The organism is Microbispora siamensis (genome assembly GCF_016863095.1).
GTDB classification, from domain to species: Bacteria; Actinomycetota; Actinomycetes; order Streptosporangiales; family Streptosporangiaceae; genus Microbispora; species Microbispora siamensis.
Genome location: NZ_BOOF01000028.1, coordinates 1 through 23,301 on the forward strand (window position 1 = coordinate 1; position 23,301 = coordinate 23,301).

Sequence of the window (23,301 nt, forward strand, 5' to 3'; positions counted from 1 at the left end):
GCCGCACTCTCGTCACGCCGTACCTACCGGCTCACCGCACCGGGAGCGCAGCGCCGCCGAACCAGGTACCGCACTCAGCGCCACCCGAGTATCTGGACTCATGAGCAGTCACCGGCGCTCGTAGAAGGTGATAACTATGCGACCCCTGCGAGCACTGACCCGCTACGTTTCCCGATACGAGCGCGGAACCTTCGCCGCGTTGATCGTCGGCCCGTACGTGCTGATCGTCATCGCCGCGACCGTCTACGTAGAGATCGCCACACGTCAACCGGGCAGCCAAGGTCTGGAAGCACTCGTTCTCTTCGCGGTCACCTCTCCGACCTCGGAACTCCTCATGTTCCTGCCGCTCCCCGACCCGTTGGTCTCCCTGCTGATATTCACCGCCGCCGGGCTGTTTCAGGCATGGCTCCTCTGGCTGATCGCGCGCGGACGCAGAAAGAACAAGGCCTCCGCCGGGTCTCCAGCTCCGGGATGATCGCGACTCGTCACGCGAGGGGCCGTAACTGGCTGAGGTGAGCCCGATCGTCCCGTGGATTGTCGCCCCTCGCCTCGTTACCGTGGTGACGTGACTTTCCCTGTCGGCGGGCCGAATCGGTTACCGGGTAGCCAGCCCGGCGACTTCTGGACGGGCTGGTGGACCTTCATAGGAGGCCCGTTCTTGATCATTCTTGGAGCGTATGACCTGATTACGAGCGGCAGCTTGTGGGGTTACGTGTCCAGTTTCGCGCTCTTGATCGCCGGAGCTGTTCTTTGGCTGGAGCATGGGAAGATCGTGTGGGCGCACGTTCGGAAGTCCCGCCGATCGGACCAATGATCGCGAAGCCCTCACGTCAAGATCCGCAATGCGCTCGGAATTATCTTGGGCGCTCAGTTGCATTTCGGGTTGCGGTTCCAAGCGATCCAGAGCCGTTCAGATCAGACCACGCACGTGCGCTGACCTGCATTGAACTGTCTGGAACCATGATCGGCCGAGCTTTTAATCCGTCGGTTCAGGGTTCGAGTCCCTTGCACCCCACCACTTCACGCCCCACCTGAGCTGGGCTTTCTCGGTCGAGACGGCCCTTGCGGGGAGCGGTTGATCTCGCTTGGTCGCTCGTTGTCCGCTCGGGGGCACGGACCGGGCGCAGCGCGAAGTAGGCCACCGCGCCGGAGGCCAGGTACAGCACGGCCTGCACGTTGAGGACGAGCACCACATTGAGCACGTCGCCGAGCAGGCCGGCGGCCGCCATGCCCAGTCCCTGCGACGCGTTGTAGACCACGTAGAACGAGCCGAAGGCCCGGCCCAGGTCTTTGTCGGGGACGCTCTGCTGGATCTGCGCGAACGCGCCGCTGTTGTACGCGATGCCGGGCACGCCGACCAGGATGAACAGCACGACGTACACCCCGACCTGACGCGACAGCACCGGGCCGTTCCAGATGGTCAGGCTGAGCAGGCCGAACGAGGCGGCGCCCAGGCTCATCAGCAGCCAGGGGCTCAGGCGTGCGCCGAGCAGGCTGACGATGAGCCCGCCCGCCACGCCGCCGATCGCCTGGACACCGCGCAGCACACCGGTGAGCGTGCCGTCGGCGTGCAGCGCGCGGCTGACGAACACGACGAAGAGCACTGCGAACAGGCCCTGGGCGACGCCGCCCAGGGCCACGCTCTGGAACGTCACCCGGACACTGCGGTTGCGCATCATGGTCACCGGGCCGGATCGCCAGTTCGCGAAGAACGACGTGGCGCCGCCGTCCGGGGCCGGTTCCGCGGCGTCGTGGCGTGCCGTCCGGCGGGCGGCTGCGATCAGAGCGGCGGCCGTCACGAACGCCACGGCGGCGCCGATCGCCAGGTACCGGGTTCCTTCCCGGGTGATGGCGAAGCCGCCCAGCGAGCTGCCGATCAGGCGCCCCACGCTGGTGTTGAGCGCGACCATGCTGTTGGCGCGCACCAGGTGCGCGCCCTCGACCAGCCGCGGCAGGGCCGCGTTGCGGGCCGAGTCGGATGCCTGGGTCAGCACCGCCTGGACGCCGGCGACCAGGCAGATGATCCACAGGCGGTGGCTGGGCTCGCCCACCGCCACCAGCAGCATCACCACCACCGTCTGGAGCAGCGCGACGCTGCTCATCAGCCGGAACCGGTCGAAGCGGTCGGCGAGCGCCCCGGCGAACGATCCCAGGGTGATGCCGCACAACAGCTCGACGAGGAACACGGCGGAGGTGACCAACGCCGAGCCGGTGACGCCGAAGACGTAGATCGGCAACCCAGTGATCAGCAGCCAGCTCGCCACGCTCGAGGCGAGCCCGGCGATCCAGACGAGGACGAATCCGCGGTGGCGCAGCAGCATCGACATGTCAGATGAATTCCGGTGTGGGATAGGCCTGCAGGCTCAGGCTCACCGGCCGGGTGTCACCCGGCGCCCCCTCGCGCAGCGGGCGCAGATACGGCCGGATGACGGCGTCCAGCGTCAGGGTGAGGTGCCGCAGTTCCTCGGGGGTCAGCGAGAGGGTGTAGTTGTGGAAGGTCGCGCTCTCCTGCCACTGGTCGGGCAGCTTGTGCTGCTGTTGCCGATAGCGCTGGAGCGAGCGGAACACCTCGTCCAGTTCCAGCGAGGTCAGCGCGTCGTTGACCTGCCGGCCCTGCTCGTCCCCGGGCTCCGGCAGGAAGTCCAGCCCGGTGGCGGCGGCGCGCCACGGCCGGTCGCGCCGGTTGGCACCCTGCGCGGGCGCGCGTTCGATCAGCCCGTGGCGGGCGAGCTGATGCAGGTGGTAGCTGCAGTTGGAGCCGGTGTCGTCGAGCGCCTCGGCGCACTGCGCCGCCGTTCGCGGGCCGGCCGCCAGCAGGTAGCGCAGCAGGCGCAGCCGTAGTGGATGGGCGAGCGCGCGCAGCGTCGTGGGGTCTTGCACGCGTACGCGCCGTTCCGGCCTGGTCGCTTCCATGGGCACTCCAGAACGAAAGATTTCTTTCATTAATACGCCCTCGGGACGTTTTTCCGCAATGATTCTTTTGAATCGAGGTGGTGTGCCACGTCGGCACAGCTCCCACGCGATCCGCAACAGCACGTCGCCGCCCGCCACCAGAGAGCCCTCAGGGCAGACGTCCTGATCCATAGCGAGGTCGGCGTGGGCAGCTTCGCCACCGCCAAGAGAGGAGCGGGACAAGCCGAGTGACCAGGCCCGGAGGCGCGTGAGGGATTTCTCGGCCGAGGTCGGTCTTTCGTTGATCTCGGTTGGTTGCGCCAGACCCAGAGGACGATCAAGAGAAGACGTGGGCCGGCACCACCGCATCGCCGCTCCGGGCCAGCTCGGCGGCAACACGCCCGCCCCGCCGATCCAGATCGTCTATCGCCCACCAAGGCCGTCGACGACACCGCCACCACCGGGCAGGGCGCTCCCGTCAGCGTGCCCGTCCTGGCCAACGGCACCGCGACCGCGCCGACGATCAGCGGCGTCAGCAAGCCCGGCCACGGCACCGCGACGATCTCCGGCGGAAAGGTGGTCTACACGCAACTATGCCTCCACGCTCTACCAGGACCTGCCGACCGTCCCGGGAACCCGGATGACCTGGTCAGCGGGGACGGCGGCCCTTCCTGCCCCGGCTGGTTTGCGCGCCCCGGCGACCCGACCCGTCCGGAGCGGGAGTCCTCGGCTGCTTCCGCGTCTTCCCCTGGGCAGGCGCGGGGGTACGGCCCCGCGAGCTGTTCACCGTACGCCCGCGGACGATGCCGATGAAGTCCTCCACCAGCTCTGTCGTCGCCTTCGTGGGCCACGCCAGCCCGATCTGCGACTGCGGCGTCTCCACAACCGGCCGATAGGTCAGATCCTTGCGGTGATACAGGCGCGCCAGCGACTGCGGGACCAGCAGCAGCCCGGCCCCCGCCGCCACCAGCCGGATCGCCTCCGCCGTCGTCTCCGGACGCGTGAAAGCCGGCAGCCCCGGCAGGGCCGTCCACTCAAGGGTGTCGTCCATCGGACGGAACACCTCGTCGTCGGCGAGATCGGCAACAGTCACCTCGTCGGCGGCGGCCACCATGTGATCCTTCGGCACCACGACCACGGTGGTCTCGACATAGAGAGGGATCACGCTGAGCCCTTCACGGTCCACGGGCAGCCGCACGAACCCGGCGTCGGCGCCGCCGTCGTGCAGGAGCTTCACCACCTCGGCGGCGGCGACGGAGACCAGGGTGAGTGGCACCTCGGGCACACGCTCGGCCCAAATGTCGACCCATTTCGCGGGCGTCACCCCAGGCACGTAAGCCAGCCGGAACTCCCTGTCGGTCACCTCCCCAGGGTACCGATGTAAGGGGAAGCGGCTTCGCGCCCTACCCTTGACACCATGACCAAGCTCAAGGCCACCCAGACGATGAAGCCCGCGACCGCGGCCAAGAAGCTGGGTGTGCTCCTCTCGGCCACTCCCGCCGAGTTCCAGGAGGGAGTCGTCTCCAGGGATGAGCTGAACGCGCTGCAGGCCAATCCGCCGGCATGGCTGGCCGATCTGCGGCGCAACGGGCCGCACCCCAGGCAGGTCGTCGCCGTGAAGCTGGGCATCTCCAACTCGGGCCTGGCCAGGGGCGGCATCACCGGGCCGCTCACCACCGCCGAGATCGACGCCATCAAGGCGGAGAACCCCGAGTGGCTGAAGCGCGAGCGGGCGGTTCAGGCCGAGGTGCGCAAGGAAGCGCAGCGCCTCAAACAGCGCTAGCCAGCCGGTGGGAGTGGCGATCTGGTCCGCCGCCATCCGGGCCGGCCGCCGAGTCCTTCAGCGCGGCCCGGCGCATGAGCAGCTCTGCCGCGCCGTGGCTGACCGGATGTGCCGGCCGTGACGTAGTCCGGCATGCGTCCGCCGGGCACCGTAGGTGCCGGGAGAGCGCTGGTGGATCTGCCGCACCAGGCCGGTCAGCCGGGCGTGCCGACGTTCGGCGTACGCGACGAGGTCGACGGCGTATTGACCCACTTCCCGGCGATTGACCGAGGTGAAGGGGTGATCGGGAGGGTAAGGAGCCCTACGCGGCGGGATGGTTCGTGGGGGGTATCCGATGGGCAGATCAATCCTGAGCGAGCGGCTGGAGCGCGCAGGTCCGGGGAGAGCCACCGATTCTCGCAAGTGGTGGTGGAATCTCGTCATGGTGCTGGCCGCCGCGGTCGTGGGCCGGGTGCTGGTCCGCCGGCTCCTGCGACGCGTGGGTGCCATCTCCGGTGACCTCGCCGAGATCAACGTCAGCGACGAACACGCCCAGATCGCTCAGCAGCGTGATCCGCAGGAGGTGACGCAGCTGGTCGACAACATCAACGCGAGTTTGGACATGCTGGATCGTGAGCGGCAGTTCGCCTCCAACATCGCCCACGAGATCCGGTCCCCGTTGGCCGGGATACGCGTCACGGTGGAAGAAGCGACTTCCCGTCCTGGCGAAGCGGACTACCCCCGCGTACTGGAGGCGGTACTACGTGGAGTCGATCGGCTGGAGGCGCTGAGTACCGCGCTTCTCCTGGTCGCCCGCTCCCGCGCCGCCCAAGCCGACTGGGAACGGATCGACCTGTGCGAACTGATCAGGCAGGAGGTCGCGGACCGGAACGACCCCATCTCGGTCGAAGTCGTCTGCACTCCCGGTGTCGAGGTCACCGCCATGCGCACGCGGATCTGCCAGATCATCACCAATCTGCTGGACAACGCTCAGCACCACGCCACCCACCAGGTGCAGGTCCACGTCGGCCGCAGCGGCTGCAATGCCCGGCTGGCGGTGTCCGACGACGGCCCCGGCGTGCCGGAGAAGGACAGGGAACGCATCTTCGACCGGATGTACCAGCTCAAAGCCACCTCGCAGCGGGGCGGGCCCGGCACCGGCCTCGGCTTGGCCATCACCCGCGACATAGCGAAAGCCCACCACGGAACCGTCTGGGTCGAACCCTCCCCGCTCGGCGGCGCCTGCTTCGTCCTCCAATTGCCCATCGCCGCCCCCTGAGCCACCACCGGTCTCTCCCCTTCTCGGTTGTACGCGCACGCGACCCGTTCCCGGTCCTGCATCGCTTGTCCGTCGTTAGGCTTACTCGGCGTGCTGTCGGGCTGGCTGTGGTGGGTTGTGCCGCTCATCGTGACCGTGGCGCTGTACGGCCTGGCCCTGCGCCAGACGGCAGGGGTGGCCGCCGGGGGCGTCGTGGTCGCGTTGGTGCTGACCGCGGGGACGGCGAGCGTCCTCGGGGAGTCACCCAGGTCCGTCACCGGCGTGACACTGCTGGCCGCCGGACTCGCCGCGGTCGCCTGGGCCCTGGGCCGGGCGCGGCGGCGCGGCCGGGCGAAACGCCGGGCCGTGGCCGTCTTCCGCGCGGCCTCGCCCGATGTGCCGGCCGTGGCCGCCGAGGCCGAGCGGCACCGGCTCGCCGCCGAGCTTCACGACACCGCCGCCCACAGACTCACCGGCATCGCGGTCGGCGCCGCCTCCGCCTTGCGTCTCGCCGACCCGGCTCTCGTGGCCGAGGCGGCCCGGTATGCCGCCGAGACCGGCCGCCTGGCCACCCGGGAACTGGAGCGGCTGACCACCGGCGACATCGGCACCGGCCTGCCCGATCTCGCCGACGTGGACACCCTGGTCGCGGCATGGCCAGAGCCGCGTCTCACCTACCGCAGAACAGCCGGGAGCGCCCCGCCTGAGATCGCCGCCGTCGCATGCCGGGTGGTTCGCGAGGCGCTGACCAACGCCCTGCGGTACGCGCCGGGAGGCGCCGTACGGGTCGGCGTCGACCGCGAACCCGGCCGCCTGGTCGTCACGATCGTCAACGATTCCGGCGAGCCGGTCGTGGACGACGCGGACGTGGCACGTGGACTGGGCGGCGGATACGGGCTCGCCGGGCTCAGGACGGCGGTGGCCGCCTGCGGAGGGTTCCTGTCCGCGGGGCCGGATGACCGGGGGTGGGCCGTGCGCGCCGAGTTCCCGCTCACCCCTGACGAGGGGCCGGCATCGACGTCGTACGAATGGCGTGGCCGGCAGGCGTCCGACGCCGCGCTTGCGATCCTCGCGGTGGCGCTGTCCATCGGTACGAGCCTGTTGACGGCCGACACGCCCGAGAGCCTCCCCGGAGAGGCCGCCCTGCTGGTGCCGCTCTTCCTCGCGCACGCCCTGCCGCTCGGCCTGCGCAGGCGGGCGCCGCTTCTCAGCCTGGCGGCGGCGTTGTCGGTCTATCCGGTCCTGCTCGCCGCCGGACTCTTCGGCTGGACGAAGCAGCCCGCAGGGGACGTGTTCCTGTGGTGCCTCTGGGTCGAGCTGGCGCTGCTCTACGCGGTGGGCGCGTACGGCCCTCGCGCGCGCCGGCGGTGGGGGGCTCTCGCCACGGCGGCTGTGGGGGCGACAGGCGGCCTTGCTCTGGCGTGCGGGCCGGGGATCGTGGGAGATCGGGTGGCCGCCTGGGCGGTGCTGGCCCTGGGCGTCGCGGTCCCGTCGGCGATGGCGTGGGCGCTCGGCCTGACGGTGGGGTCAAGGCGTGCGCGGCGCCATGCGGCCGTGGCCGGGGAGCGGGATCTGCTCGGCCGCGAGACGGCGACGGTCGTGCTGGCGGAGCGGAACCGGCTGGCGGCGGGCCTGCGCCGTACGGCCCTGCGACATGCCAGGGCCATCGTGGTCGCGGCGGACGCGGGGCGGCTGGACAGCGTGCTGGCCGAGGCCAGGGCCGGGCTGGCCGCGCTCAGGGAGTCGCTCGGCGAGCTGCGCCGCCAGAGCGGCGACGACCCGCCCCCGACCATCGCCGGAATCGCCCTGCTCGCCGTGCGGCACCAGGGCACCGTCCGGTACGCCGGAGCCCGCCGCGAGGCGTCCCCCAGCGTGGAGGTCGCCGCGTTCAGGGCGGCCGAGGTGATGCTGCGCGGCTGCACACGGGATGAGCGGGAGATCACCGTGGCCTGCCGCGCCGACGGCGTCGCGGTCTCGGGGCCTTCCGCCGGCACGGGCGGGGATCGGCGCCTTCGGGCGCTGGCCGACGCGGCCGGAGGTAGCGTCTCGGACGCCGGGGACGGAATGGTGAGGGTGTGGCTTCCGGAGGTGCTCCCTTGATCAGGGTGACGGTCGCCGACGACCAGGCGGTGGTGCGGGCGGGCATCGCGGCGGTCCTGGACGCCGAACCCGATCTGAGCGTCGTGGGCCAGGCCGCGGATGGGGAGGCCGCCGTGGCGCTGGCTGTGTCGCTGCGGCCCGATGTGGCCCTCATGGACATCCGGATGCCGGGCCTGGACGGGTTGCGGGCGACCGCCCGGATCGGCGCGGAAGCGCCGGGCACCCGGGTGGTGGTGCTGACGACGTTCGGCCTCGACGAGTACGTGTTCGCGGCGCTGAGAGCCGGCGCCGGCGGGTTCCTGCTCAAGGATGTCGAACCGGAGAAAGTCGCCGACGCGGTCCGGGCGGTGGCCTCCGGAGACGCCCTCCTCGATCCGGGGGTCACCCGACGCCTCATCGATCGGTTCGCGTCCGAGCCGGAACCTCGTGACCCCGCCGTCCTCGGCACGCTCACCCGGCGCGAGACCGAGGTGCTGACGCACGTCGCCCGTGGTCTCACCAACGCCGAGATCGGCGAGGTTCTCCGGATCAGCCCCTCGACCGTCAAGGACCACGTCGCGGTGATCCTCGCCAAGCTCGGTGTCCGCGACCGCCTCCAGGCGACCATCACGGCGTACGAGACCGGCCTGATCCGTCCGGGCAGCCGCTGACCCCCCGCCGTACGGCGGGGGTGACGACGGTTCCGCGGGAGGAGGCCGACGCGGGTTCGGCTTCCTAGCGTGGCTCGCATGAGATCCAACCTGTTGTCCGGCGGCGCGTTGTCGCTCGCCGGGGTGATCGCGGCGGCCGTGGCCGGGACGGCGGCCTTCGCCGGGACGGCCGCCGCCGTCCCGGCGGTGACGGTGTTCTCCGCGGCCGGCCTCCTCGCGGCGGCGGGAACCGCCTGGGCGTTCGGGCGGGCCGCGACAAGGCGCCTCGGCAGCCCGCGAGCGCTGTGGCCGTACGTCGCCGGCGTCGTGCTCGTCACGGCCGGGGCCGCGGCCCTCACGGTGATGCGCCCCTTCCCCGTGCCGCCGACGGCCGCGGCCCCGCCCGGCGTCTCCCACTGGGACCTGCCCACGGGATCCCGCATCGCCTACGTGAAGATCGCCGCGTCAGGTAAGCCGCGCCCGACGCCCGTGATCTTCCTGCACGGCGGCCCCGGGACCCCCGGAGAGGGCGTCCCGGAGGCCGGGCGGGAGCTGGCCGCGGTCGGTTTCGACGTTTACGCCTATGACCAGGTCGGCGCCGGCCGCTCCACCCGGCTGGCCGACGTGACCGGCTACACCGTCGCCCGGCACGTCGCCGATCTGGAGGCGATCCGCCGCGCGATACACGCCGAGAAGGTCGTCCTCGTCGGCAGGTCATGGGGCGGGACCCTGTCGGCGGCGTACATGGCCGCCCATCCCGGCCACGTCGCCAAAGCCGTGCTCACCTCACCGGGCGCGATCTGGGACCCGGCCTTCCCCGGCGGACCGGGCAGTCCCTGGGACCGTCTCCCCCCGGCCCAGGCCGAACGCGCCGACGAACTGACCTCCGATCCCCGGTTCCTCCTCCAAGCGCTCCTGCTCCAGGTCAACCCGGCTGCCGCGCACGCGCTCGTACCCGACGCCGAGGCCGACGCGTACTTCCGCGAACTGCTGCTCACGGCCAAGGACGCCACCGGATGCCCAGGAAGCCCGCCCGCCCCCGTCCACGGCAACCCGCCCGGCTTCTACAGCAATCAGATGACGTCCGCCGACGCCGCCGCCGTCCCCGACCCGCGTCCGAAGCTGCGCACCGTCCATGTGCCCACGCTCATCGTGCGCGGCGAGTGCGACTACCTGAAATGGGCGGTCACCTACGATTACCGGCGCACGCTTCCCGAGTCGACCCTCGTCTACGTGCGCGGCGCGGGGCATTCGATCGCCAACGGCCGCCCCGACCTCTACCGCGACCTGCTCATGACGTTCCTTCTCGACCGCCCGCTGCCGCTCCCGCCGGTCACGTCGGCGGACGAACCCGCCAACTGAAACCCTGTCGACCCTGCTGCGTGATCGGCCTACTCTGACCGCATGGCCCATGGAAAGACCTCCTTCGTCTGCTTGCCTTGCCGTGCCTCGTACAAGCAGCCCTATCCAGGACTGGGCCTTGACGATCGGCTCTGCCCTCGATGCGCTCAGCCGCTCATCCACGTCGGTTCCGCCTTCGCGGCGCCGCGCCGTAGGGACAACGCAGGCTGGCGGACGCTCTCGGTGCTGCTGCACGCGGGCGTCCGCTTTCACAAGAGTTGTTGTGGAGGCCCTGGCTACCGCCCGCGCTCGCTCAGCGAGGTGCGTGCACGCATGACGTACGCCCGCAGAACCGGAGAACCCTTCTCCGAAGCTCTGGTACGCCCCGAACTGCCCTAGCCTCCCCGGCTTATCGAGGCGACGGCCCTCCAGGGCGCCGCCACGATCCGCGCGCGGCGTCACACTTCGCTCCCGCCGGTCCTCTTAGGAGACGTGGCCGTTCCCGTACGCGTACAAGCGGGCGGGACGGCGTGATCCACGGCGACAAGGAGCACTCGGCATGACCGTTCTCGTCACCGGAGCCACCGGCACCGTCGGCCGGCAGGTCGTCCGCCATCTTCTCGATCGCGGCCGGAAGGTGCGGGCGCTGACCCGCGACCCCGGCCGCGCCGTCCTGCCGCACGGCGTCGAGGTGGTGGCGGGTGACCTCACCGACGCCGCCGGCCTGGAGGCGGCCTTCGACGGCGTCACCGCCGTCCACCTGATCAATTTCGGCGTCGGTTATCGGCCTCTCACGAACGGACGCGACATCGTCGCTCTCGCGGAACGCGCCGGGGTCCGCAAGGCCACGGTCCTGGGCGGCTGGCAGGAGGGCACGCTGGAGCCGGCCGTCAGGGCGAGCGGCCTGGAGTGGACCTTCCTGCGGCCGCTGCAGTTCATGGCCAACTTTCTGAACGACTGGGGCGAGTCGCTGCGGACCACAGGCCGGGTGCGCGAGCCGTACGGCGATCGCCCGAGCCCGCCGGTCGACGAGTACGACATCGGCGCCGTCGCGGCGGCCGTGCTGACCCAGGACGGTCACGGCGGCAGGTCCTACCACCTCACCGGCCCCGAGGTGCTGACCGCGCGGCGGATGGTCGCGATCCTCGCCGAGGCGACCGGCCGCGACCTGCGGTTCGAGGAGCTCACCCCTGACCAGGTGCGCCGCGAGTGGAGCGTGCCGGGCCGGCGTCCGCCGCTGTCCCTCTTCCGCGCGTTCGCCGAAATCGACGGAGCCGACGAGGCGGACCTGGTGGAGCGCCTGCTGCGGGTGTACGGCACGCCCAACGAGCACGCCACCACGCTGACCGACCACGTGGAGCAGGTCGCCGGCCGTCCGCCGCGCACGTTCGCCCAATGGGCCGCCGAACACGCCCGTCACTTCCTGCCCACCGACTCGCGCTGACATAACGAAGGCGAGAACCATGATCCTCATCACCGGAGCGACCGGCGCCGTCGGGCGCCTCGTCGTCCAGCAGCTCGTCGCCGAAGGCGCCCGCGTACGCGCCGTGAGCCGCTCTCCGCGCGACGCGGCCCTGCCGTACGGCGTGGAGGTCGTCCAGGGCGACCCGGCCCGGCCCGGCACGATGGCCGACCACTTCAAGGGCGTCGAGGCGCTCTTCCTGCACCCGCGCACCTTCGGCGACTCCGCCGACCGGCTCCTCGCCCTGGCCGCCGAGCGGGGCGTGCGCAAGGTGGTGGCCCTGTCGGCGATGAACGTCGACGACCCGTTCGAGCTGCAGCCGTCCCGCCTGCGCGGGGACCGGAACAAGGAGGCCGAGGAGGCGGCCGTCGCCGGCGGCCTGGCCTGGACCAGCCTGCGCGCCAGCGCCTTCGCCGGCAACACCCTGCAGGCGTGGGGCGCGCAGATCCGCGCCGGAGACGTCGTGCGTTACGTGCACGCGGGCTTCCGGGAATCCGTGCTCGACGAGCGGGATCTGGCCGAGGTCACGGCCCGCGCACTGCTCACCGACGAACTGGCAGGCCGCCGGCTGGAGCTCACCGGACCGGAGTCGCTGTCGCACGAGGAGATGGTGGCCGTGATCGCCGCCGCGCTCGGCAGGCCCCTGCGCTTCGAGGAAGTCCCGCCGCGGGCCGTCGCCGCGCACCTGATCGGCAACGGGCTGCCCGAGCCGTTCGTGCGCGCCCTGATGGCCCGGTACGACCACTACGCCGGCCGCGTCCAGCATCCCCCGACAGGTGAGGTCGGCAAGGTCCTCGGCCGTCCGGCACGGACGTACGGCGACTGGGTGGCCGACCACGTCGACGCCTTCCGGAACGGATGAGCCTTCGATGCCGACCGCCTACGTCGTCACCGCTCTGGTGACGATCGCTTTCAACACGTTCTCCGGATTCGCGGCCATGACCCGGCTCGCGCCGATCATGCGTACCCTCGGCCCCGCGCTCGCCCGAGCCGGTGTGCCGGAGTCGTGGCTGGTGTGGCCGATCGGCGCGCTGAAGGCCCTGGGCGCGCTGGGACTCGCGCTCGGGCTGCTCGGCGTGCCCCTCGTCGGCACGGCCGCCGCCGCGGGCCTCGTCCTCTACTTCGTCTGCGCGCTGTACACCCATCTGCGCGTCGCCGACTTCTCGCCCCAGTTCTACCTGGCGATCGTGTTCCTCGGCCTGGCGGTCGCCACGCTGGCGCTCGATCCCGCCCTCGTGCTGCACGCCACACGCTGATCGGGCAGCCTGAAGCCGAAGTCACACTCTCGCGCCCGACGGGCTCTTGAGGAGTATCCGTACCGGCAAGGAGTCTCATGATGCGCGAAATCCCCGCGGCCGACGCCTCCGAGGCGTTCGCCGACCACCGCGAGTTGTTGTTCTCCATCGTCTACAACATGCTCGGCACGGTCGGCGACACCGAGGACGTGCTTCAGGAGACCTGGCTGGCGTGGGCGGCACGAGATGTGGCCGGCATCGACAACCACCGCGCGTACCTGGTGCGTGTCGCGGTCAACCAGGCCCTCGCCCACCAGAGCGCGCTGCGCAGGCGCAAGGAGACCTACCTGGGCCCGTGGCTGCCGGAACCGTTGATCACCGGTCCCGACGCCGCCGAACCCACCGTACGCGCGGAGTCGGTGTCGATCGCGCTGCTGGTGATCCTGGAGACGCTCACTCCGCTGGAACGGGCCGTGTTCGTCCTGCACGAGGTGTTCGCCTACCAGCACACCGAGATCGCCGCCATGCTGGACCGCAGCCCGGCCGCGATCCGGCAGATCGCCCACCGGGCCCGCGAACACGTACAGGCGCGGCGTCCGCGCGCCCGGGTCGACCGGCGTACGCACCGGGAGGTGACCGAGCGCTTCGTCGAGGCGGCGTTCGGCGGTGACCTTCCCGCGCTGATGGAGATGCTCGCGCCCGACGTCGTCCTGTGGCCCGACGGCGGAGGCAAGTCGGCGGCGGGCGGGCCGCGTCCGATCCGTGGCCGCGACAAGGTCGCCCGGGTGGTCGTGGCCAACGCGCGCGGCGGCGTGGACGTCCGGCATCGCCAGGTCAACGGCGACCCCTCCGTGGTGATCTTCGCGGAGGACGCGCCCCTCGCGGTGATGGTGCTCGACCTCGATCCCGAGGGGAAGCAGGTGCACGACATCTACGTGGTCAGCAACCCCGACAAGCTCGGATCCATCTCCGGCCACACCACCGAGGGAGGTCCCGGAACCCCCGACCGTTAAGGCCGCAGGCGGGCCCTCCTCGTACGCTCGCCTCCGTGGACCTCGGTCAGCGGTGGAGCGCGTCCGGGGTGCCGTCCTCGATGAGGAAGCCTCCGGACTGGTGGTGCCAGAGCCGGGCGTAGGGGCCTTCGGCCTGGAGCAGTTCGCTGTGGGTGCCCTGCTCCACGATGCGTCCCCGGTTGAGCACGACAAGCCGATCCATGCGGACGACGGTGCTCAGGCGGTGCGCGACCACGACCGCGGTCCGGTCCTGCATCAAGCGCCACAAGGCTTCCTGGACGAGGATCTCGCTTTCGGAGTCCAGGGCGCTGGTCGCCTCGTCCAGCAGCAGGATGGGGGCGTCACGCAGGATGGCCCGCGCGAGCGCGATGCGTTGCCGCTGGCCGCCGGATAGCTTGACGCCACGCTCGCCGACCAGGGTGTCGAACCCGTCCGGCAGGGATTCGACGAACTCCGTGACATGCGCAGCCCGCGCGGCCTCGAAGATTTCGGCGTCGGTGGCGCCCGGCCGGGCGAACGCGAGATTGTCGCGTACGGACCGGTGGAACATGGCGGGTTCCTGCGGAACGTAGGCGATCAGGCTGCGCAGGTCGGCTTGGCGCAGCCGGGCGATGTCCTGGCCGCCGATCAGGATCCTGCCGCCGTCCACGTCCATGAGACGCAGCAGCAGCCGGGTGAGCGTGCTCTTGCCGCCGCCGGACTGGCCGACCAGCCCGATCTTGGCGCCGCTGGGGATGTCGAGGTCCAGGTCTTCGAAGAGGGGCGGGCCGCCGGCGTACCCGAACCTCACCCGCTCGAAGCGGACGCTCGCGTCGGCGGGGCGCAGGGGCTGCGGATCGACCGGATCCACCACGGTCGGCGGCACGAGGAGCAACTCGGTGAACTGGGCGGCTTCGGTGAGCACGCTCTCGATGCGCCGGTAAATCTGATTGAACTCGAACATGATGCTGATCGTGTTCGTGTAATAGGTGAACGTCACCACGATGGCCTCCACCCCGAGACCACCGCGGAGCGCCACGGCGAGGAGCAGGCCCACGGCGCTGGTGAGCACCGACAGAGGGGCGACGACGGTGTCCACCCGGAGGTTGCCGTAATCCCAGGAACGTAGGGACAACCTGCGCTGCTCGGCGATCCTCACCCGATATTCGGCGGCTTCGCGATCCTCGGCGGCGAACGCGCGGACCGTCTCCATGTTGGTCAGCACGTCGGCGACGTGACCCGACACCAGCACCCTGGCGGCCTCGCGTTCGTCGACCAGGGCCTGGCGGCGGCGGATGAGCGGAGCGACGAGGACGCCGGTGACGATGATGAGGCCCACGAGAACGAGGACCAGCAGCGGGTGATATCGCCAGAGCACCACCGAGGCGAAGGCCAGGGGCACCACCTTGGCCATGATCGAGAATGTGAGCGTGTCGGCGAATTCCTCGAACCTGGAGGAGAAGCCGATCACCCGCTTGGTCAGCGATCCGGCGAAGTTGTCGTGGAAGAACGCGGTGTCCTTGGCCAGCAACTCCTCCATGCCCACCACGCCGAGCCGCTCGATGCCCCGCGCGTCGGTGCGGTTCAGGAAGTGCAGCCCCACCCGCCACAGCGCCTCGCCCGTCAGCAGCAACGCGCCGAAGCCGAGCACGTACGGCAGGAGCGCGCCGACAGTGCCGTCTCCGCCTGCGGACAGGTGCCCCACGAGCCCGGCCACCGCCAGCGGCGCCAGATAGAACAGGCAGATGTTCCCGATGGCCGGCAACGTCAGCGCGGGCACCGCGACCCGCCACTGGCGCCTCAGCTCACCGCAGTAGTAGCGCAGCGCCAGCAAAACCGCCGATTTTCGTACGGATGGGCCGTTTTCAGCGTCCTCAATCGATCCGAGCGCAGCCATCAGCCCTCCCCGAACGCCGAACCCGCCGTGGCCATGCTGCCGCAGCGCGCACGGGAGAGCGAACGATTTTTCCGTCACCCCAGCCCGGCACGGCACGCGGTGTCGTCATCCGGCCGAATGGCAGGGGAATGGCGAAAGAAACGGCATAAAGTGACACCGTTCAACACCGGGCGGCACTGATCCACAGCGCTTTCCGCTCACCAGGTCGTTCGCCCGCGGAAACGCCTCGTCTGGTCATCTCATTTCACCGGGGTCGTCCTGGCTGCCTACGGGCTGGCGTTGGTCCGTTCGCCGGGCCCCGGGCGACTACGTGATCCACGCGACTCGCCGAAGGACCCCGAGACGACTTCCCGAGTCCTTCGGCGTATCGGCGCGGCATCGCCCCTAGGTTCGGGTCCGACAGATCATGGCCGTGTTCGCGGGTGCGGCTATCCGAAAACGGCTGACACGCGCGCTCTATCGAAAAGACGGAGGCTGCGCCAACCAGAGATAGAACCAGAGTGCCGTAAAAGTCTCCAAGTCCTGCGCCCTTCGTGCCTCCTGTGTCTCCCGCGCCGCCTCGCGTGCCAGCTCCGGCTCCAGCCGCAACTGCATCTCAGGTCCGAACACCTCCTCCGCGAAGGGATCCCACCCTGCCTGCCATTGCCGCGGCTGCCCTGTGGTGAACCGGCGGAATGCGGTGTACCGAGGGAGGATCGTCCGCGTTGCGACCCTCGCCGGCTCATGAGTGCGAGGCACAGTCGCCGTCTGCCGCTCCATCGGTGCCGGCGCCGGGGCCACCGGAGCGACATCGGCCTGCGCGGCCGACGATATCGCAATAGGGAGAAACGCCACCGAAACAGCGAAACCACCCAGATATGCGAATTTTTTCATGGCCCGCCTTCCTCGATTTCGTCAGCTGACCGATCACTGCGCCGAGGGGAATACCCAGCCGCGCTTGCCGCACGACGCCGACACGCCCGCACATACCGTTTTTCTGCCGTGATATGACCAAGATCGGAATGGAGCCCGCCGGCGACACACGCCACCTCCACGGCGAACGACGCCGCGATGAGCGAGCGCGCGAGGAGCAAGGTTCTCAGGCCGGCCACCGCCGGCACCGCGAATACGATGCACCTGACCACGGGGCGACCCGCGGCCAGGCTCCGTGTTCATGCTGATCTCGGGCCTCCTGATGCTCGGCACGAACACCACCAACCGGTTCGGCGACCACGCGGCGGAGAAGAAGGAGGTTCTCGCATGACCAGGGACGACGGCTCGACGGCAAGGTCGCGGTCATCTCCGGAGGGGCCAGCGGCACCGGCCGGGCCCTGGCCGTCGCGTACGCCCGGGCCGGGGCCCACTCGGTCGTCGGCTACTACCCGGGAGACCCGCACGACGCGGGCGAGACGGTCGCCGCCGTCGAGGCCACGGGCGGACGGTGCACGGCCGTGGAGCTCGACGTCCGGTCGTACGCGCAGACCGAGCGCTTCGCCCAGGCGGCGGTGGACGCCTTCGGCCGCCTCGACATCGCCGTGGCCGCCGCGGGCGTGCTGCGCCGGCAGCCGCTCGAGGAGATGACCGACGGCGCGTGGGACGACATGCTCTCCGTCGACCTCGGCGGCGTCCTGCGGATCTTCCGCTCCTGCGCGGCGCGGATGGAGCACGGCGGCAGCGATGATCGCCATCTCCTCGATCGCCGGCGGCGTGTACGGATGGGAGGAGCACAGCCACTACGCGGCGGCCAAGGCCGGCGTGCTCGGCCTGTGTCGTTCCCTGGCCGTCGAGCTGGCACCGCGCGGGATCCGCGTTACGCCACCGAGAGCTGCGCCTCATCGTGGAGGCCGTCGCGGCGGAGATCGCCAGGGACGACGTGACCGGCGTCGTGGTGACCCACGGCACCGACACCATGGAGGAGACGGCCTTCCTCCTGGACCTCGTCCACGACAGCGACAAGCCCGTCGTCCTCACCGGCGCGCAGCGGGCGGCCGACCAGCCCGACAGCGACGGGCCACGCAACCTCCGGGAGGCCGTCGCCGTCGCCGCGCTCGCCAGGGCCGCCGTACGGGCCGGTGCGCGGGCGGTCGTGCTCGCCGGGACCGGCGTCGGCAACGCCGACCACGCCCTGCTGGAGTGGGTTGCAGAGGCGGTGTCCGCGGGAACGGTCGTGGGACTGTCCACGCGGGTGGCCGAGGGGCCGGTCGTGCCCACGTACGGCAACGGCGGCGGGGTCGACCTCGTACGCGCCGGGGCGCTGAGCATAGGCGGGCTGCCGCTCTATCAGGCGAGGTTGCTGCCGGCGCTGCTGCTCTCCGAGGGCTTCCCCGTCACGCGGCAGGCCCTCGCCGCCCATGTCTGACCCATCGATACCGAGAAAAGAGGATGCGCTGTGGCCAAGGAAATCTTCGTAGCGTTCGGAATCGACGTCGACGCGGTCGGGGGCTGGCTCGGCTCCTATGGTGGCGAGGACTCCCCGGACGACATCTCGCGCGGCCTGTTCGCCGGCGAGGTGGGCGTGCCGCGGCTCAACGCCCTGATGAAGAAGTACGACCTGCCGTCGACCTGGTTCTGGCCGGGTCACTCCATCGAGACCTTTCCCGAGCAGTTCGAGCAGGTCGTGGCCGCCGGGCACGAGATCGGCGTGCACGGCTACAGCCACGAGAACCCGATCGCGATGAGCCGCGAGCAGGAGTCCACCATCCTCGACTACTGCATCGACCTCATCGAGACGCGCACCGGCCGGCGCCCCACGGGGTACGTCGCGCCGTGGTGGGAGTTCTCGCCGGTCACCAACGAGTTGCTGCTCGAACGCGGCATCAAGTACGACCACTCGCTCATGCACCGCGACTTCGAGCCGTACTACGTGCGCGTCGGCGACACCTGGTCGAAGATCGACTACGACAAGGACGCCCGCGAGTGGATGAAGCCGCTCGTGCGCGGGCAGGAGACCGACCTCGTCGAGATCCCGGCGAGCTGGTACCTCGACGACCTGCCTCCGATGATGTTCATCAAGACCAGCCCGAACAGCCACGGCTTCGTCAACCCTCGCGACATCGAGGAGATGTGGCGCGACCAGTTCGACTGGGTCTACCGCGAGTCGGAGTACGCCGTCTTCACCATGACGATCCATCCGGACGTCTCGGGCCGCCCGCAGGTCCTGCTCATGCTGGAACGCCTCATCGAGCACATCAACAAGCACGAGGGCGTCCGGTGGTCCACGTTCGACGCGATCGCGGACGACTTCACGGCCCGCCGCCTCCGGGCGTAACCGCCCCGGTCTCGAAGCAGGAGGGGAGTGTTCGGATGTGCGGCGCCTGTGGAGGCCCGCCGGCTGGGCCGGGCCCCTCGTGTCCGGGCACCGGCGCCGGTGGGCCGTCGCCCGCTTCGCCAGCGCCGTGTGCACGGGGGTGCGGGTCCGCCCCGTCCCGGTGTGAGTGGGGTGTGAGCGCAGTGAGCGGAGAGCGCACGGCCCGAGTCGGGGGTCAGCCCTTGCTGCCGGTGTGCGCGATCCCCTGGATGAACTGTCGTTGCAGGAACACGAAGACGGCGATCACGGGAAGCGAGGCGATCAGGGAGCCGGCCATGAGGACGGGGTAGTCGGTCTGATACTGGCCCTGCAGCGAGGCCAGCCCCGCCGACAGCGTCATCTTCTCCGGGTCGGTGTTGACCACCAGCGGCCAGAACAGGTCGTTCCACGCCCACAGGAGCACGAGCACGGACAGCGCCACCAGCCCCGGCCTGGCCAGCGGCAACATGATCGACCAGTAGATCCGGACCGGGCCGGCGCCGTCGAGCCGGGCCGCCTCCTCCAGCTCGCGCGGCAGCCCGAGGAAGAACTGCCGCAGCAGGAACACCCCGAACGCGCTGAACAGGCCGGGCACGATGATCGCCTGGAGGCTGTTGAGCCACCCGAGCGAGGACATGATCTGATACTGCGGGATCACGAAGAGCTGCGGCGGCACCATGAGGACCGACAGGAACACCCCGAACAGCACGTTCCTGCCGGGGAAGCGCAGCCGGGCGAAGGCGTAGGCCGCCATCGAGCAGAACAGCACCTGCCCGACGACCCGCCCGGCCGCCATGACGACCGTGTTGACGAACTGCTCGCCGAACGGCAGCAGGTCGAAGACCTTGGCGTAGTTGTCCCAGCGGCCTTCCGGCAGGAACGTCGGCGGCACCCGGGTGGCGTCGCTGAGTGTCTTGAGCGAGGTGACGACCTGCCACACGAACGGGACCACCATCGCCAGCGACGCCGCGACGAGCACAGCATGGACGCCGAAGGCCCGGCGGTCGGACATGCGGTGGTCAGACATAGTGCACCCACCTTCGCTGGAGCCGGAACTGCAGGATCGTCAGCCCCGCGATGAGCACGAGCAGCGCGATCACGATGGCGGCCGCGTAGCCGCGGTCGTTGGTGACGAAGGCGCGCTCGTAGAAGAGCTGCACCACGGTCTGGAGCCGCCCGTACGCGGGATTGGCCCGCGCCGACTGGCCCGACCCGGTCATCACGAAGACGAGGTCGAACAGTTGCAGCGAGCCGATCACCGAGACGATCGAGACGAAGAACGCGGTCGGCGACAGCATCGGCAGCGTGATCGAGAAGAACTGCCGGACGCGCCCTGCCCCGTCGAGGGAGGCCGCCTCGTACAGCTCCTTCGGGATGGCCTGCATGCCGGCCAGGAAGATGATCAGGTTGTAGCCGATGCTGCTCCAGATGCCCACGACGACCAGCGCGTACATCGCCGTGGCCGGGTCGGCGATCCAGTTGGGCCCGTCGATGCCGACCGTCGCGAGCACCTGGTTGACCAGGCCGTAGTCGCCGTTGTAGAGCCAGCGCCACAGCATCGCGACCGCGACCGGCATGGTGACCACGGGCAGGAAGAACGCGGTGCGGTACACGCTCACGCCTCTCAGCCCCGGCCGGTTGAGCAGCGCCGCGAACACGATCGCGAGCGGGATCCCGACGAGGCCGAGGGCGGTGTACGTGAGCGTGTTGAGCACCGCCCGCCCCACCTCGGGGTCGCCGAGGAGCCGGGTGTAGTTGTCGAGCCCCGTCCAGGTGTGCCCGCCGAACGCCCCCCACTCCGTGAAGGAGAAGTAGGCGGTCTGCAGGACGGGCCACAGGTAGAAGATCGCCAGGCCGAGGCCTGTGGGGGCGATGAACGCGTACCCCCACAGCGCCTCGGCGCGGGGCCGCCGCGCCTTCTCCACGCGGGCCGCCCGTACGGCCCGCGATCCGGCGGTGGTGGTCACGTCACTCCTTGGCCAGCAGGTCGTTCATCCCGGCCGCCAGGTTCGCGGCCGCCTTCTCGATCGGCACCTCGCCGGTCCACGCCTTGGTGAGGTTGGTGAGCTCCGCCTCCTGCCAGGCGGCGGTGTTCTTCGAGACGGGGTACGGCACCGCGTACGCGACGGCGTCGAGGAAGACCTGCAGCTTCAGCTCGGGATGCGCGCTCACCCAGGCGCTCTGGGTGCCGGTGTAGGCCGGGATCGGGCCCTTCCTGCCGAGGATGTCGGCGGCCGGCTTGGAGCCGAGGAACTTGACGAACTCCCACGCCTCGGCCGGGTGCTCGGTCTTGGCCGACATCACGTTGGCGACGCCGTGGATGATCGTGGCCTGCTTCTCGCCCTTCGGCAGCGGGGCGACGTCCACCTTATCCTTGGTGTAGTCGTTCTTGGTGAACTCGGCCACGTCCCAGGAGCCGCCCCAGTACATGGCCAGCTTGCCGGCCTCGAAGAGCTGGAGCGGGGCGGTGTCGGTCATGGTCTTCAGGTCGGGCGACTGCTTGGCGGCGAGCAGGTCGGTCCAGAACTTCAGGCCCTCGATGGTCTTGGGATCGTCGTAGCCCGACTTCCTGCCGTCCGGCGAGATCACGTAGCCGCCGGCCTGGTAGATGGTGTTGTACTGGTATTCCTGAAAACTCGTGAGCTCGGCCCCGATGGCGTAGACGCCCTTGTCCGGGTCGGTGAGCTCGGCGGCCGCCTTCTTGAAGTCGGCCCAGGTCCAGTCGTCGGACGGGTATTTCACCTTGGCGGCGTCGAAGAGCGTCTTGTTGTACCAGACGCCGACCGTGTCCATGTCCTTCGGCAGGCCGTACAGCTTGCCGTCGTAGGTGTAGAGGTCGACCAGCGCCTTGGGATAGACCGACGTGTCGACCTGCTCCTCGATCGGCTTGATCACGCCGTTGGAGGCGTAGAGCTGGAAGTTGGGGCCGTTCATCCAGAAGACGTCGGGCGCCGCCCCGCCGCTCGACGCGGCCTTGAGCTTCGTCCAGTAGTCGGCCCACGGCGTGAGCTGGACGTCGATGGCGATGTTCGGATGCGTTCTGGTGAACTCCGCCGCCAGTTCCTGCATCGCGCTCTGCTGGGTGGCGTCCCAGACCGCGTAGGACAGCGTCACCTTCTCCTGCGACTGCGCGCCGGAGCCGGCCTGCTCACCGCCCCCGCACGCGGAGGCGAGCAGCGCCGCGCCAAGCAGTGGAGCACAGAGCAGCGCAGCGCCGCGTCGTGCCGACTTCCACATCTCCCGGTCCTCTCCTAGAACGTGGGAGTAATGATGGAGTCCTGTGAAATTTTGTTCAAGGGTGGCTGTGTTACAGATGGCTCACGAGCTCATGGGTGGCTGACGAGCGGGGTGCGGCCGTCGAGCACGCGGTCCTCGACGTCGTCGAGGGCCAGCCGTACGGCGCCGAGCACCACGCCCTCCTCGCCCAGTGCCGACATGCGCACCTCTGGGGTCCGGATGCACCAGCGGTCGAGCTCGCGCCTGAGCGGCTCGATGAGCACGTCGGCCGAGCGCGAGAAGCCGCCGCCGACCACGACCATCTGCGGATCCAGCGCCAGGACCAGCGCGGACGTGCCGAGTGCGAGGTCCCTGACGTAGCGGCGCACGGCCGTGGCCGCGGACCTGTCGCCGGCCCTGGCCGCGGCGAACACGTCGCCGGCCTCGCCGCTGGCGGCGCTCAGATGCTCCTGCGCGCGGATCCAGCCGAGCACCGGCAGCGCGCCGATCTCGCCCGAGGCGTTGGCGAACCCTTTGTGCAGCTTGCCGTCGATGACCAGGCCGGCGCCGGTACGCAGGCCGGCCAGCAGGAACACCATGTCCTTGGCGTAGCGGGCCACGCCGCGCCAGCACTCCGCGAGCGCGGCGAGCCTGCTGTCGTTCTCGACCAGCACCGGGCCGGGGGCGAGACGGCGCACGTGGGCGGCCAGGTCGACCCCGGTCCACTCGGGCAGCGCCTCGGAGAGCACCACCCTGCCGACGCCGTCCACCAGGCCGGTGGTGCCGACGCCCGAGGCCCACACGTCGCCGCCGGTCAGACCCGCCGCCTCCAGGCACTCGGTCGCCGCGCGGTCGACCGCCTCCAGGCGCTCGGCCCGGCCCATCTCGGGAGTGACGGGGACGCGGGCGGCGCTCCGCACGACGCCGTCCAGGTCGGCGACGACGGCGCGGACGTTGTGCCCGCCGATGTCGATGCCGAGCACCCGCCCCGCCTCCGCCCTGAACCGGTAGCGCCTGGCCGGGCGCCCCACGCCGCCCGCGGTGGGATCGGCCTCGGTGACCCAGCCCATCTGCAGCAGCTCGCGGACCACGTCCTCGGTGGAGGCCCGCGACAGCCCGGTGCGCTTGGCCACCTCGGTGAGCGTGAGCGACGTCCCGCCCTGCAGCGCCTTGATCACGGCAAGCGAGTTGAGCTGCCTGAGCCGTGAGAGGTCGCCGCCGCTCGGCTCCCCAGTCATCGAGCCCCCTTGCC

Annotated in this window: 20 protein-coding genes and 3 pseudogenes; 15 read left to right on the top strand and 8 right to left on the bottom strand. The window is 70.3% G+C overall.

Annotation, left to right across the window (positions count from 1 at the left end; genetic code table 11):
• The first annotated feature begins 136 nt into the window (after positions 1-136).
• On the top strand, positions 137-475 hold the full coding sequence (locus Msi02_RS22700; RefSeq protein ID WP_204050161.1) for an SCO4225 family membrane protein: 339 nt from the start codon (positions 137-139) through the stop codon (positions 473-475).
• A 514-nt stretch (positions 476-989) separates the two neighbouring features.
• On the opposite strand, the gene Msi02_RS22705 is transcribed toward Msi02_RS22700, so the two are convergent.
• Together Msi02_RS22705 and Msi02_RS22710 are read right to left on the bottom strand one after the other, a co-directional pair.
• Positions 990-2,327 (bottom strand): MFS transporter, encoded by a 1,338-nt coding sequence (locus Msi02_RS22705; RefSeq protein ID WP_204050162.1) that lies wholly within the window; start codon positions 2,325-2,327, stop codon positions 990-992.
• A gap of 1 nt (position 2,328) precedes the next feature.
• Positions 2,329-2,913, bottom strand: coding sequence for a winged helix-turn-helix domain-containing protein (locus tag Msi02_RS22710; RefSeq protein WP_204050163.1), 585 nt, complete (start codon positions 2,911-2,913; stop codon positions 2,329-2,331).
• Positions 2,914-3,207: 294 nt separating this feature from the next.
• Between Msi02_RS22710 and Msi02_RS44570 the strand changes: the two are divergent.
• Positions 3,208-3,468, top strand: a pseudogene (locus tag Msi02_RS44570) (hypothetical protein); the annotation flags it as partial.
• A gap of 73 nt (positions 3,469-3,541) precedes the next feature.
• Here Msi02_RS44570 and Msi02_RS22715 read toward each other — a convergent pair.
• Complete coding sequence (locus tag Msi02_RS22715; protein ID WP_239108618.1) at positions 3,542-4,255, bottom strand: LysR family transcriptional regulator substrate-binding protein; 714 nt, start codon at positions 4,253-4,255, stop codon at positions 3,542-3,544.
• Positions 4,256-4,309: 54 nt separating this feature from the next.
• On the opposite strand from Msi02_RS22715, the gene Msi02_RS22720 reads away from it, so the two are divergent.
• The 9 genes from Msi02_RS22720 to sigJ all read left to right on the top strand — a co-directional run bounded on the left by Msi02_RS22720 (position 4,310) and on the right by sigJ (position 13,692).
• Entirely contained in the window at positions 4,310-4,675 is a 366-nt protein-coding gene (locus tag Msi02_RS22720; protein ID WP_079315004.1) for a DUF5997 family protein, read from the top strand.
• 421 nt (positions 4,676-5,096) lie between these two features.
• Complete coding sequence (locus Msi02_RS22725) at positions 5,097-5,933, top strand: sensor histidine kinase (protein ID WP_204050164.1); 837 nt, start codon at positions 5,097-5,099, stop codon at positions 5,931-5,933.
• Positions 5,934-6,023: 90 nt separating this feature from the next.
• Positions 6,024-8,012, top strand: a complete 1,989-nt coding sequence (locus Msi02_RS22730; protein WP_204050165.1) for a sensor histidine kinase — start codon at positions 6,024-6,026, stop codon at positions 8,010-8,012.
• Entirely contained in the window at positions 8,009-8,662 is a 654-nt protein-coding gene (locus Msi02_RS22735) for a response regulator (protein ID WP_204050166.1), read from the top strand. Before Msi02_RS22730 ends, Msi02_RS22735 begins: the two co-directional genes overlap by 4 nt.
• Positions 8,663-8,740: 78 nt before the next feature.
• A complete protein-coding gene (locus Msi02_RS22740; RefSeq protein ID WP_204050167.1) occupies positions 8,741-10,003 on the top strand; it encodes an alpha/beta hydrolase in 1,263 nt (420 codons plus the stop codon).
• A 538-nt stretch (positions 10,004-10,541) separates the two neighbouring features.
• Positions 10,542-11,426, top strand: a complete 885-nt coding sequence (locus Msi02_RS22745; RefSeq protein WP_204050168.1) for an SDR family oxidoreductase — start codon at positions 10,542-10,544, stop codon at positions 11,424-11,426.
• Positions 11,427-11,445: 19 nt separating this feature from the next.
• A complete protein-coding gene (locus tag Msi02_RS22750) occupies positions 11,446-12,306 on the top strand; it encodes an NAD(P)H-binding protein (RefSeq protein WP_204050169.1) in 861 nt (286 codons plus the stop codon).
• A gap of 7 nt (positions 12,307-12,313) precedes the next feature.
• Entirely contained in the window at positions 12,314-12,700 is a 387-nt protein-coding gene (locus Msi02_RS22755; protein WP_204050170.1) for a DoxX family protein, read from the top strand.
• A 77-nt stretch (positions 12,701-12,777) separates the two neighbouring features.
• On the top strand, positions 12,778-13,692 hold the full coding sequence (gene sigJ / locus Msi02_RS22760) for an RNA polymerase sigma factor SigJ (RefSeq protein WP_239108619.1): 915 nt from the start codon (positions 12,778-12,780) through the stop codon (positions 13,690-13,692).
• Between the two features lie 46 nt (positions 13,693-13,738).
• Here the strand turns inward: sigJ and Msi02_RS22765 are convergent, their stop codons facing one another.
• Positions 13,739-15,505 (bottom strand): ABC transporter ATP-binding protein, encoded by a 1,767-nt coding sequence (locus Msi02_RS22765; protein ID WP_239108620.1) that lies wholly within the window; start codon positions 15,503-15,505, stop codon positions 13,739-13,741.
• 1,340 nt (positions 15,506-16,845) lie between these two features.
• On the opposite strand from Msi02_RS22765, the pseudogene Msi02_RS44290 reads away from it, so the two are divergent.
• The 4 genes and pseudogenes from Msi02_RS44290 to Msi02_RS22780 all read left to right on the top strand — a co-directional run.
• Positions 16,846-17,205, top strand: a pseudogene (locus tag Msi02_RS44290) (SDR family NAD(P)-dependent oxidoreductase); the annotation flags it as partial.
• 19 nt (positions 17,206-17,224) lie between these two features.
• Positions 17,225-17,302 (top strand): annotated as a pseudogene (locus tag Msi02_RS44295) (hypothetical protein); the annotation flags it as partial.
• Between the two features lie 82 nt (positions 17,303-17,384).
• Complete coding sequence (locus tag Msi02_RS22775; RefSeq protein WP_239108621.1) at positions 17,385-17,906, top strand: asparaginase domain-containing protein; 522 nt, start codon at positions 17,385-17,387, stop codon at positions 17,904-17,906.
• 30 nt (positions 17,907-17,936) lie between these two features.
• Positions 17,937-18,815: a polysaccharide deacetylase family protein gene (locus tag Msi02_RS22780; RefSeq protein ID WP_204050172.1), complete on the top strand. Its 879-nt coding sequence runs from the start codon at positions 17,937-17,939 to the stop codon at positions 18,813-18,815.
• Positions 18,816-19,029: 214 nt separating this feature from the next.
• On the opposite strand, the gene Msi02_RS22785 is transcribed toward Msi02_RS22780, so the two are convergent.
• The 4 genes from Msi02_RS22785 to Msi02_RS22800 all read right to left on the bottom strand — a co-directional run bounded on the left by Msi02_RS22785 (position 19,030) and on the right by Msi02_RS22800 (position 23,287).
• Positions 19,030-19,860 carry a carbohydrate ABC transporter permease gene (locus Msi02_RS22785; RefSeq protein WP_239108622.1) on the bottom strand — a complete coding sequence of 277 codons (831 nt, stop codon included), beginning with the start codon at positions 19,858-19,860 and terminating at the stop codon, positions 19,030-19,032.
• Entirely contained in the window at positions 19,853-20,800 is a 948-nt protein-coding gene (locus Msi02_RS22790; protein ID WP_239108623.1) for a carbohydrate ABC transporter permease, read from the bottom strand. The genes Msi02_RS22785 and Msi02_RS22790 overlap by 8 nt, the downstream gene beginning before the upstream one ends.
• A 1-nt stretch (position 20,801) precedes the next feature.
• Entirely contained in the window at positions 20,802-22,070 is a 1,269-nt protein-coding gene (locus Msi02_RS22795; RefSeq protein WP_204050173.1) for an ABC transporter substrate-binding protein, read from the bottom strand.
• An 89-nt stretch (positions 22,071-22,159) separates the two neighbouring features.
• Positions 22,160-23,287 (bottom strand): ROK family transcriptional regulator, encoded by a 1,128-nt coding sequence (locus Msi02_RS22800; RefSeq protein ID WP_204050174.1) that lies wholly within the window; start codon positions 23,285-23,287, stop codon positions 22,160-22,162.
• Positions 23,288-23,301: the final 14 nt, after the last annotated feature.

What these genes read in the sequence shown, in the direction of transcription:
- Msi02_RS22700 (WP_204050161.1), top strand. Translation starts at nt 137, where the DNA reads ATGCGACCCCTGCGAGCACTGACCCGCTACGTTTCCCGATACGAGCGC.
- Msi02_RS22705 (WP_204050162.1), bottom strand. Translation starts at nt 2,327, where the DNA reads ATGTCGATGCTGCTGCGCCACCGCGGATTCGTCCTCGTCTGGATCGCC.
- Msi02_RS22710 (WP_204050163.1), bottom strand. Translation starts at nt 2,913, where the DNA reads ATGGAAGCGACCAGGCCGGAACGGCGCGTACGCGTGCAAGACCCCACG.
- Msi02_RS22720 (WP_079315004.1), top strand. Translation starts at nt 4,310, where the DNA reads ATGACCAAGCTCAAGGCCACCCAGACGATGAAGCCCGCGACCGCGGCC.
- Msi02_RS22725 (WP_204050164.1), top strand. Translation starts at nt 5,097, where the DNA reads ATGGTGCTGGCCGCCGCGGTCGTGGGCCGGGTGCTGGTCCGCCGGCTC.
- Msi02_RS22740 (WP_204050167.1), top strand. Translation starts at nt 8,741, where the DNA reads ATGAGATCCAACCTGTTGTCCGGCGGCGCGTTGTCGCTCGCCGGGGTG.
- Msi02_RS22745 (WP_204050168.1), top strand. Translation starts at nt 10,542, where the DNA reads ATGACCGTTCTCGTCACCGGAGCCACCGGCACCGTCGGCCGGCAGGTC.
- Msi02_RS22750 (WP_204050169.1), top strand. Translation starts at nt 11,446, where the DNA reads ATGATCCTCATCACCGGAGCGACCGGCGCCGTCGGGCGCCTCGTCGTC.
- Msi02_RS22755 (WP_204050170.1), top strand. Translation starts at nt 12,314, where the DNA reads ATGCCGACCGCCTACGTCGTCACCGCTCTGGTGACGATCGCTTTCAAC.
- sigJ (WP_239108619.1), top strand. Translation starts at nt 12,778, where the DNA reads ATGATGCGCGAAATCCCCGCGGCCGACGCCTCCGAGGCGTTCGCCGAC.
- Msi02_RS22785 (WP_239108622.1), bottom strand. Translation starts at nt 19,860, where the DNA reads ATGTCTGACCACCGCATGTCCGACCGCCGGGCCTTCGGCGTCCATGCT.
- Msi02_RS22795 (WP_204050173.1), bottom strand. Translation starts at nt 22,070, where the DNA reads ATGTGGAAGTCGGCACGACGCGGCGCTGCGCTGCTCTGTGCTCCACTG.
- Msi02_RS22800 (WP_204050174.1), bottom strand. Translation starts at nt 23,287, where the DNA reads ATGACTGGGGAGCCGAGCGGCGGCGACCTCTCACGGCTCAGGCAGCTC.